The following is an 11,147-nucleotide window of genomic DNA, read 5'->3' as shown; positions in this document are numbered from 1 at the left end:
AATGTTTCACGTGAAACATTGTTCGGAAATAAGTTCTAAAAACGGCCTGTAATAAGGCTTATTTCGGTTTTATTTATATGAAATATTATATTTAGATAAATAAAAATCTTCCTTTCCTCGCATCTGATTTTGTTCTTCTTCAGTTTTATCTTTATATCCGCAAAGATGAAGAATACCATGAGCTAAAACTCTTCTCAATTCTTCTTCGTATTCTTTGGATAGGGTAGAAGCATTATCAGAAATGCGTTGCAAAGATACGAAAATCTCTCCGCTTATAGTTCTGCCTTTTACATTGTCGAAGGTAATGATGTCTGTGTAGTAATCATGTTGTAAATAGTCTTGATTTACTTTTAATAAATATTCATCATCACAGAAAATGTAATTAATATCACCAAGTTTTTTTCCTTCTGAAAGAATAAGATCTTCCAGCCATTTTATGTAATCTGTATTCACAGATTCAGGTAAGTTTTCGTAAAAGAATTGTATCATTGTATTAAAACCAGTGTCCTAATATAACACTGAATATGCCTTTTTGATTATTTTTAAGTGAATGACTAAAATTTAATTTTATTTGTCCGAAAGGAGATTTGTAGCCTACGTTTATTCCTAATGAGCTATAATTTAGTTTTACAGCATCTTCAAAACTGATATCATTAGAAAGGTTTGCAAAAGAGAAATTTCCGCTTACAAAATAGTTTTTATTAAACTTGAACTGAATATCGTTCGAAATTAAAATAATATTGTTTGTATTCAGCTGGGCAAAATAGAAACCTCCAAAAGTTTTGAAATTGACAATATTTTGTTCAAAAATTCCTCCAAGCCTATATTTGTAATAGTGGGGTAGTTCTTCTCCAATTGTAATTCCTCCATATAGATTTAAACGATAAGTAAACTGTTTAGATAAAGGAATATTGATTCTTATGTCTGCTTTTACCTGGATTGGTTTGCTTTCAACCTCGGAACTCAACAAGTCAATTAACTTTCCTTCAGCAGAAAAATAAATTCCCTTTGTAGGAAAATCTTTGTCATCCTGAGTATCACTTTTCAGAAAAATATAAGGATTGAGATATCTGCTGTATCTTTGGTTACTTCCATTATTATCTATTTCAAAATAATCATGACTGATACCTCCTCCTATTGCATACTTATCTCTCCAGATAGATTGAATGTAGGCTTCATTTCTTAGCCATGACCAAGATTCAGAAGATTGATTATTTTCATCTTTTGTATTAAAACTCATTCCTGAAGAATAAATACCAAAACCAGGAATGTATCCGTTATCTATAAAATAGTTCAAATAATATCTCGGTTTATCACCTACAATAACATCTAATGAAAGGTTGGTATTTTTAAATAAGAGACGCTTTGCTGAATAATTTAAAAGTAATCCTGTCTTGAAAACTTCATCATAATGTAATCCGAATTTTATGAAATGACGAGCTTCATCTTCAGTTACATATAATTTCAAATAATTATGGTCATTTTCAGGTACAATATCATAGTTAATAAATCTATAGTTATTGGTTGCAATAAGCTTATCAATTCTTTTATTGATACTTCCATAGGTCTGCATAGAAGGAAGTCTAAGTCCCATTTTACCGAGAACATAGTTTTTACCGTAAATTTTACTGCCAATTAATGAAATACTATCAATCTTATAAACATTAGAATATATTGGATTTATGCGCTGTCTAAGACGATCAAATGATCTTTTAGGTAATTGATCCAGAATATTGGTGTATTTCATACCTTCAACATAGCCACTATCAAGAATTTTTTTCTTTTCATCGTAGCTTGTAGCGGTCATTCCTTTTAGATTCGGCTTAATATTAATATCGGTGTATTTGTATTGTCTTCTTGTATCTTTTTGTATACCAAAGTCAATAACCTGATTTAAAATGGCTATAATACTGTTTAAATCCTCTCTTTTCGATAAATCCTGGTTAAGGTCCACACCGATAACAATATCGATTCCTTTGTCCTTTAATGGCTTTGAGGGGTAATTTACTGTCATGGCTCCGTCAATGTAGATACTGTCACCAATTTTTACAGGATCCATTAAAGAAGGAAAGGCAGAACTTGCCATAATAGATTGTACCAAATCTCCTTTTTCAAAAATTTCCATATTTCCACTTTCCAAATTTGTTGCAACGCACATAAATGGAATGGGGAGTTTGGAAAAATCATCTATATTGGAAACATTTTTAAAAAGTTCTTTAAGTAAATAAACATTTTTTTGTCCCGTACTTATAGAAGAGGGAAGGGTAATTTTACCATTTTTTAATGGAATTGATAGTAAGTATTTGTCTACAGACTTATTAAAAAATGTAGTTTCTTGGCGGGTAGATTTCGGATCCATGATTAAAGAATAGAAATCTGTATCCATTACAATTTTTTCTATTTCTTTTCCGGAATATCCTGAAGCGTAGAGACCTCCAACAATAGCTCCCATACTCGTTCCGGCAATATAATCTACCTTTACTCCTAATGAATCTAATACTTTGAGTACTCCAACATGAGAAAATCCTTTGGCTCCTCCTCCTGCGAGAGAAAGACCTATTTTCGGGTTGTTTGGAATTACCAAATTTTTCTTTACTTGAGAATTGATTAAAAAAAGTTGGAATATAAAGAGGATTGTCAGGAGCTTTTTCATATAATTTAGTCTTTGATGTAAATCCGTTTCACACGAGGCGAAATAGATGTTAATACTTCGTATGTGATGGTGTTGCAGTAATCTGCGAATTCTTTTAAACTAGGTTTTGAATTAAAAATTGTAACAGTATCTCCTTCTTTTACGTTGGGAACATTGTCTACATTTATCATCATCATATCCATACAAATACTTCCTACAATCGGAGCTAAAGTTTTGTTTATTCCTACATTTCCTACCTGATTTCCAATTAATCTAGGTATTCCGTCCGCATATCCTACAGGAATTGTTGCTATTTTTGTAATATGGTCAGTTTTATATTTTCTGCTGTAACCTATTGATTCTCCGTTTTCTACTTTTGAAATTTGAGAAATTACAGTCTTGAAGCTTACAACAGATCTTAATTGTTTCTGTATTTCACTATTTGGTGATTCTCCTAACATTCCAATCCCTATTCTTACCATATCATATTGGTAATTGGTATAACTGGTTATTCCTGAAGAATTTAGAATATGACGGATAGGAGTGTAGCCTAATTTTTCTATTAAATAACCTGAATTTTTATCGAAAGTTTCTAATTGGTTTAGAGTAAATTCTTTCTCGTTTGGCATATCTGCCGATGAAAGATGGCTGAAAATACTTTGAACTTTTACATTTTTATTAGCTAAAGTTTCACTTAATGATTCTAATTCAAAACCTTTAAACCCAAGACGATGCATTCCTGTCTCCAATTTGATGTGGATAGGATATTTCTTGTCATAACCCGATTTTTGAACGGCTTCATAGAATAATTCCAAGACTCTGAAACTATAAATTTCAGGTTCCAGATTATATTCAATAATTGTTTCATAGCTGTGTTGTTCCGGGTTCATAACTATGATAGGAGTTGTAATTCCTTTTTTACGAAGTTCAACACCTTCATCAGCAAAAGCAACTCCCAAATAATCAATATGATGATGTTGTAAAAATTCCGAAATTTCATAACTTCCTAAACCATAAGAATTTGCTTTTACCATTGCCATCATTTTAGTGGTTGGTTTAAGCAAAGATTTATGATAATTGATGTTGTGTAAAATAGCATTTAGATTTATTTCTAAAACAGTATCATGCTTTCTGAGCTCAAGAATATCTTTTAATTTTTCAATTTCAAATTTTCTGGCTCCTTTTAGCAAAATAAGCTGATTTTCTAATTCTGTAATATGTTTACTATCAATTAGTTCTTTAGTATCAATGAAAGTAAATGTTTTAGATTTAAATAATTCACTAAAACTTGATATTTCTTTACCGATTAGGAAAACTGAATCAAATTTTTGTTCATTTACCAATTCAGAAACTTCTTCATACAATTCTTTTGAATTGGAATTTACTCCTACAATATCCGTTAGAACCAACGATTTTTTAGGTTTATTATATTCATTCAGAAATTGTAGAGCAGTTTTAAGAGAATCTAAATCGAGATTGAAAGAATCGTTGATGATAATATTGTTTTTGATACCTTCAATAGCTTCAAGACGCATTTCTACAGCCTTTAAAGTATTGATTTTTTCAACAATTTTATGATTTTCGATGTTCAGTTCCTTTAAAATGGTTATGAGTGCTAAAGCATTGGTTAATGTAGCCTCGTCCTTCTGCTGAACAGGAAAACTTATTTCTTCATCAAAGTATTTCACAACAACATTTTCATCTTTAGAAATATTGTTTTTAAAATGAACCTGATTATTTTCCTTTAATCCGTATGAAATTAATTTTTTACTTGAATATAATTTTCTTATCTTTTTATCAACCAATAAATTATCACCATTGAAAATAATGACTTCAGAATCTTTAAAAAGTTTGACTTTTTGGTCAATTAATTCTTCTTCAGATTCAAAATTGGCAAGGTGTGCAGTTCCGATATGAGTAAGTAAACCAATTTTCGGATGGAAAATATTTGCCAGTTTTTCCATTTCATTAGGTTTAGATACTCCTACTTCAAAAATTCCAATCTCATGTGAGTCATTGATTTGAAGTAAAGAAAGAGGAAGGCCAATCTGCGAGTTAAAACTTTTAGGGCTCTTCACTGTAGAAAATTCATTCCAGATACATTGATAAAGCCATTCTTTTAAAATCGTTTTACCATTACTTCCCGTTATCCCTACAGATTTTAAGTGAGAATTTTCAAAATGATATTTAGCTAAGTTTTGAAGAAAATCTACTGAATTTTCAACGATAACCCATGTAATATTTTCAAATTGAGAATAATGATGCTCAGAAATAATTACATTGATACCTCTGTCAATCGCAGATTCAATAAATTTTTCCCCTGAGTTTTTGTGCGTATTTATTGCAATAAATGCTGTATTCTTGGTAGAGTAAATAATTCTGCTGTCAAAAGCTATATTTTTGATAATTAAATCCTCATCTCCAATAATTTGAGCATTGGTGATATCTGCAATTTGTTTTATTGTATAATTCATTGGTACCTACCTCCTTTATTTTAATAGAAAATTCAAAAGTAAAATCACAAAAGGGCTTAAAAAAAAGCTGTATGGGAAAAACTACAACTTCACTCTTTTGTCTTTATAAAATTATATATTTTTCTTCTTCAAAAGTACTTCTTCAATAAAAACACGACGGCTTACAGCTTCATAACTTTCAGTTTCTCCCAATTCAACCAAATCATCTCCCTGAGAAGTTCTCATAGAGTAATTGGCAAGGTTTCCTGTTCTTTTGCAAATAGCATGCACTTTTGTAACATATTCTGCAGTTGCCATCAAATTGGGCATAGGTCCGAAAGGCCTTCCCAAAAAATCCATGTCCAAACCTGCAATTACCACTCTCACACCACTATTTGCCAACTGATTGGCTACATCAACGATGCCTTCGTCGAAAAACTGAGCTTCATCAATTCCTACTACATCACAGTTGGAAGCCAATAAAAGAATTTCGTTGGGATTTTCCACTGCTGTGCTACGAATTTTATTCTGATTATGAGACACAACATCTTCTTCAGAATACCTGGTATCCAGTTTTGGTTTAAAAATTTCTACATTCTGTCCTGCCATTTCTGCCCTTCTCAGCCTTCTGATCAGTTCTTCGGTTTTTCCTGAAAACATTGAACCACAGATAACCTCCATCCAACCACTCTGCTTAGAATGATTAATTGTATTTTCTAAAAACATTTGTTAAATTAGCCGTATATTTTTATTACATCAAAAGTAAGCAATTTTAACAAGATTCTTATATGCAAAACATCCAAGATTTAAAGGAAAAAATTTTTTTTGAATCCAAGAATATCATTGATATTTTGGACAAAATTAACAATGTAGACGAGCTGCTTTCAAAGCAAGATCTTGTGGATGAGCTTGGTAATAGAATTTCTTTCTTGAGATTACTTGAGAAAAATATAGAATACTTTATACCTGAAAATAATTCTCAATCTTCAGAAAGCAAACAAAATATTTCTCTCACGAATAGTACTGAACCTGAAAATCATGAATCAGCAAATGAAGTAACGGAAGAAGAAGCTATTTTTAACAATGAGTTGAACGAAATTGATGAGAATGAAGAGAATACTCTTGATGATTTCACTCATAAAAAGGCTGAAAATGAAACTTTTAATAGCCAATTGAATGAAATAGAAGAAAGCGAATTGTCTGAATATCACGAAAGTACGCTGAGTTTTGTAGATGAAGAAAGAATTTTGGCTAATTCTGAACCTGAAAATGAGGATGATATCAATGAAGAGATGTTTAATCAGGAAACAACAGAAGAAGAAGCCATATTTAATAATCAGCTTAATGAAATTGATGAATTTGAAAATGAAATTTCTGAAAATCAAGGTAATAGTATAAATGATTTTGATGAAGAAGAAAAAATTCAGTTTAGTTTTGAGCCGGAAAAAATAAAGAATGAAGCCTCTGAAATAGTAGAAACTATACCAAGTATTTTTGATAGTGAAATTATTGATGAAGAGGAGATTTTAGTAGAAGAAAATGAAGATCAGTTTGTTGCTTCAAATATTTCTATTGAGCAAGGAGAAATGGTAACGGAAACTTCGAATGTTGAAAATGTTTTGAGTGAAATAAAAAATGAAGCTCAAATTGAAGAAAAAAATGAAGAGATTTTAGTTTCTGAGTCTATCGACAGAAGAAAAATTGTTGATATTGACAAACCTGTTTCTGAAGCAAAAGAAAATCAACCTTCTGATGAAAGTTTTGAAAACACAGATACTTATCATCAGGATAAAAAAATAAAATTAGCCAATATTAAAGGTCTAAAAGCAGTTCAGACTCTTTTTGATGATGATCCTTTGGAAAGAGAAAATCCTGTAGAACCTTCAGTAAAAGATGATGTAGGAAGTATTTTGAAAACAAATATTCCTACGGATTTCATGGAAGCAGAAAAAGCAAAACCCGAATTTAAACTTGATTTAAATGATAGAATTGCTTTTTCAAAAATGTTATTCGGAGGAAGTCAATCAGAATTGAATGAAGTTGTTTCGGAACTTAACCGTTTCAAGACATTAGACGACGCAAAAGAATATTTGAGCGATCTATATTATGCCAAAAAGTGGCATAAAGTAGACGAATATGCTCAAAGATTATGGATATTGGTAGAAAATAAATTCTTATAAACTAAATTTTGAGCGGGATTCTGTATTTTGTTCCTACACCGATCGGGAACTTGGAAGATATGACTTTCAGAGCGGTGAATGTACTGAAAGAAGTAGATTATATTTTATGTGAAGACACCAGAACTTCCGGAATTCTTTTGAAGCATTTCGAAATTTCTAAGCCTTTGAAATCTTATCATTTGCACAATGAACATCAGGCAACAGAAAAGGTGATGACAGACCTTAAAAGCGGTCAAAATGTTGCCATTATTACAGATGCTGGAACTCCCGGAATCTCAGATCCTGGTTATTTATTGGGAAAAGCAGGAGCAGATAATAATATCGAAATGATTTGTCTTCCCGGAGCGACAGCTTTTGTACCGGCTTTGGTGGTTTCAGGACTTCCTAATAACGAGTTTTTGTTTGCCGGATTTTTACCTCAAAAAAAAGGAAGGCAAACGAAACTAAAACAACTTGCAGAAGAAAAAAAGACCATCGTTTTATACGAAAGTCCTCATAAAATAAATACGACTTTAGAACAAATCAAAGAATTTTTTGGTGAAGAAACTAAAGTAAGTTTAAGCAGAGAAATTTCGAAAAAATTCGAAGAAACTAAACGTGGAACAATCAATGAATTAATTGAGTTCTCTAAAAGTAAAACTTTAAAAGGAGAGATTGTTCTTATTATAAATAATTCCATTTAATTTTTAATTGAAAACACTTGTTTTTGTATTGTTTTCATCAGTTTGTGCAGCGCAGCAAACGGATCAGTACACTCAGATTTTATTATCAAAAAAACTTAACAAAGAAGTAAGTTCATATTCTAAAGGATATGGTATAATTGTAGATTCGGAAAAGGGATTTTCAGGAATTATTGATTCTTTAGGAACAGTTACTTTTAATTATCCTTTCAAAAGTGAAATTCTGCATTTGCATAAAAATAGGTTTATTTTAAAACTGAAAGACGGTAAAACAGCTTTGATTGATGAGAAAGGAGAACAATTGATATCTCTTGAAAATCAGAAATTTAATACAAATTTTCAGATTAAGAAAAGACTTATTTCGTCAAAAGAGGGAAAACAAAGTTTGTATGATTATAACGGAAAGCAAATAATACCTTTTTCCGATAAAATTGAGTTTGCAGGAGAAAACAGGTTTTTTGTAAAAAAAGATAGTAAATGGTTTATTTATAATGTTGAAGGTCAACAAGTTTCTGATAAAGAATTTTCAAATAATCTCTATTTTTATAAAGGCAAAGCATTTTTAGACTCAGGAGATAAGAAAGGGCAGGTTATTGATAATGATGGGAAAATTCTTACAACAATTTCCAAATATTCGATTGATGATATAGGTGCATATCCTTTCTTGGTTACAAAAAATGGTAAAAATAAATACGGATTAATCGACAATGAAGAAAACCTGATTGCCGATGAAGTTTATGATCAGATTTTTTTAGGAAACAGATACATTTACCTTATAAAAAATGAAAAAGTAAGCGTTTTTTCAAAAGCTGAGAAAAAATTATATCCTACAGATTATTCTTACGTAAAGGCATTATTCAAAGATCTTTTCAGTACTCAGAAGAATTTTAAAAGTCCTAAAATGGCAATTGTACGTCTTGATGGCGAGGTTGTCATACCTAAAGAATTTGATGATATTGAAGGAGTTAAAATTTCAGGGCAAGATTTTATTTACCTTAAAAAAGGAAAAGAACAAAAACTTTTAGATAAGGATTTGAATGATATTCTGGATGATGCATATCAAATAGAAAAAATATTTCCTAATAGTTTGATTCTGAGTAAAAATAAGGCCTTTTATGTATTTTCAGTATTAGATAAAACATATAAAGAACTAACAAATATTTCTGAAATAAAGCAAAACGGAGTTTTTTATTATCCAACCTCTATTTTTCCGGCAATGGTTTGTAAAAATAAGGAAAATCTTTACGGGATTATCGATGAGAAAGGAGATGAACTGGTTCCTTTTGTGTATGATGATATTTCTACTTTTATTTCAGCAAATGAAATAATTGTAAAAAAAGGTAACAAATACGGTGTGATAAACTATCAAAACGAACCTTTAAAAGAGGTTGTTTATGATAAATATTCCATCGACAGAAAATGGATTAAGCTTACAAAAGACAAAGAACCAGAATTTCTTTATTTTACAGATTCGGAAGATTTGAAAACGATAGAGTAAAGAATTTGTATTGAAATAGTCATAAATTTTTACTAAAATACTAGTCAAAGCATGGTAAATGCTTAAATTATAATATCTTTGCAAACCGTTTAATTTCACTAAATTAAATGTATTAATAAATTAGTTAAACTTCAAAAGGCTAGTTATTAGTTATAAAGAAATAATTGTCATAGATATGAAACTATTAGAAGGAAAAGTAGCGCTAATTACGGGAGCTACAAGAGGAATCGGAAAAGGTATTGCAGAAGTTTTTGCTCAACAAGGAGCAAAAGTAGCATTTACTTATGCAGGTTCTGTAGACAAAGCGAAAGAATTAGAAGCGGCTTTAAGTTCTGTAACTCACATTAAAGGTTACCAATCTGATGCATCGGATTATGATGCTGCTCAAAGTTTAGTTGATGAAGTATTGGCTGAATTCGGGCAGATTGATATTTTGGTAAATAACGCAGGTATTACCAGAGACAATCTTTTATTAAGAATGTCTAAAGATGATTGGGATACAATTATAAAAGTAAATTTAGATTCTGTTTTCAACCTTACAAAAGCGGTTATTAAGCCAATGATGAAGGCAAAATCAGGGTCTATAATCAATATGAGCTCTGTTGTAGGAATTAAAGGAAATGCAGGACAGGCAAATTATGCAGCTACTAAAGCTGGAGTTATTGGGTTTACTAAATCTGTTGCTCTGGAATTAGGCTCAAGAAATATCCGTTGCAATGCTATTGCTCCGGGATTTATTGAGACTGAAATGACGGCAGCTTTGGATGAAAAAACTGTTCAATATTGGAGAGACGGGATTCCGTTGAAGAGAGGAGGATTACCAACAGATATTGCAAACGCTTGCGTATTCTTTGGAAGCGATATGTCTGCATACATTACAGGTCAAACATTGAATGTTGACGGAGGAATGTTGATGCCTTAATAAGATTTCTATCAAATTATAAATAAAAAATCCGTCTCAATGACGGATTTTTTGGTTTCATTTTAGAGCCTTGTTATAAATTTCTTTGACTTGAAGGTCTCCATAACCAAGCGCCCCAAACTCTTTCTGAAATTCTTCAAAAACTAAATTAAAATCTGTAACACCTTTCTTTATTAAATTTTCAATAAAATCTTTGGTTTTTTTATTCAGATATACATCAATTACTTCTTCTAAATTTCTAAAGCAAAGAGATTGATTTTTAGATAATTCTTTTAAATCTTGAGAATCACTATTTTGAAAAGCTCTCCAAAGTTTTAAAGCTAATTCAATATCATTTTCATTAAAAAGTACTTTCAAATATAAAGATTCTTCAAGGTCAGAATGAGTGGAAGTGGAAAATCCTTTCCATTTTTCTGATGATTTAGGAAATATTCTGTAGATTTTTAAATCTTTATTTCTTGAAAGCAAAAGAATGCAAAACCATAAATTTACCTGACAAAATAAATCATCTTCAAACCAAAGATTCGCTTCTGAGTTTTCAGGAATATTTATAATCTTTTTAAATTCAACAACAACCTTTTCATAATAATCATTTTGAGTGGTACTGTATTCATTTGAAATAAAATCAGCTCTTAATTTCCAGAAATCATCCAGATTTTCAAATTGTAAAGACCCTTTAATTAAAGCTTCCCTGCAAATAATTATATCTCTTGCGATTTTAGCTTCCTTTAACTGTTCCGCCAAACAATCTCCGTTTGCTATATTAAATATTTTATTCAATT

At 30.6% G+C, this 11,147-nt stretch carries 9 protein-coding genes; 4 read left to right on the top strand and 5 right to left on the bottom strand.

The window, feature by feature from the left end; translation table 11 throughout:
* Nucleotides 1-69: 69 nt before the first annotated feature.
* The 4 genes from ybeY to OH806_RS05370 form a co-directional block, all read right to left on the bottom strand.
* On the bottom strand, nt 70-489 hold the full coding sequence (gene ybeY / locus OH806_RS05385) for an rRNA maturation RNase YbeY (protein ID WP_264742646.1): 420 nt from the start codon (nt 487-489) through the stop codon (nt 70-72).
* A gap of 4 nt (nt 490-493) precedes the next feature.
* Nucleotides 494-2,653 (bottom strand): patatin-like phospholipase family protein, encoded by a 2,160-nt coding sequence (locus OH806_RS05380; RefSeq protein WP_264742645.1) that lies wholly within the window; start codon nt 2,651-2,653, stop codon nt 494-496.
* Nucleotides 2,654-2,658: 5 nt separating this feature from the next.
* Nucleotides 2,659-5,106: a bifunctional UDP-N-acetylmuramoyl-tripeptide:D-alanyl-D-alanine ligase/alanine racemase gene (locus OH806_RS05375; RefSeq protein WP_264742644.1), complete on the bottom strand. Its 2,448-nt coding sequence runs from the start codon at nt 5,104-5,106 to the stop codon at nt 2,659-2,661.
* Nucleotides 5,107-5,217: 111 nt separating this feature from the next.
* A complete protein-coding gene (locus tag OH806_RS05370; RefSeq protein WP_264742643.1) occupies nt 5,218-5,811 on the bottom strand; it encodes a thymidine kinase in 594 nt (197 codons plus the stop codon).
* A 62-nt stretch (nt 5,812-5,873) separates the two neighbouring features.
* Here OH806_RS05370 and OH806_RS05365 point away from each other — a divergent pair, with 62 nt between their 5' ends.
* The 4 genes from OH806_RS05365 to fabG all read left to right on the top strand — a co-directional run bounded on the left by OH806_RS05365 (nt 5,874) and on the right by fabG (nt 10,365).
* Nucleotides 5,874-7,265, top strand: coding sequence for a Rad2 family DNA repair protein (locus tag OH806_RS05365; protein WP_264742642.1), 1,392 nt, complete (start codon nt 5,874-5,876; stop codon nt 7,263-7,265).
* Nucleotides 7,266-7,273: 8 nt separating this feature from the next.
* The gene (gene rsmI, locus OH806_RS05360; protein ID WP_264742641.1) at nt 7,274-7,948 is read left to right on the top strand and encodes a 16S rRNA (cytidine(1402)-2'-O)-methyltransferase; all 675 of its coding nucleotides are present in this window, start codon (nt 7,274-7,276) and stop codon (nt 7,946-7,948) included.
* Nucleotides 7,949-7,955: 7 nt separating this feature from the next.
* On the top strand, nt 7,956-9,443 hold the full coding sequence (locus tag OH806_RS05355; protein ID WP_264742640.1) for a WG repeat-containing protein: 1,488 nt from the start codon (nt 7,956-7,958) through the stop codon (nt 9,441-9,443).
* A 175-nt stretch (nt 9,444-9,618) separates the two neighbouring features.
* On the top strand, nt 9,619-10,365 hold the full coding sequence (gene fabG, locus OH806_RS05350) for a 3-oxoacyl-[acyl-carrier-protein] reductase (RefSeq protein WP_264742639.1): 747 nt from the start codon (nt 9,619-9,621) through the stop codon (nt 10,363-10,365).
* Nucleotides 10,366-10,422: 57 nt separating this feature from the next.
* On the opposite strand, the gene OH806_RS05345 is transcribed toward fabG, so the two are convergent.
* The gene (locus OH806_RS05345) at nt 10,423-11,145 is read right to left on the bottom strand and encodes a DUF1835 domain-containing protein (protein ID WP_264742638.1); all 723 of its coding nucleotides are present in this window, start codon (nt 11,143-11,145) and stop codon (nt 10,423-10,425) included.
* Between the last annotated feature and the right edge of the window lie 2 nt (nt 11,146-11,147).

Origin of the sequence: Chryseobacterium oryctis (assembly GCF_025971925.1) — a bacterium.
Lineage (GTDB): Bacteria > Bacteroidota > Bacteroidia > Flavobacteriales > Weeksellaceae > Chryseobacterium > Chryseobacterium oryctis.
The sequence above is the reverse complement of the archived record's forward strand: the minus strand, read 5'-3'. Positions and strand labels throughout refer to the sequence as shown.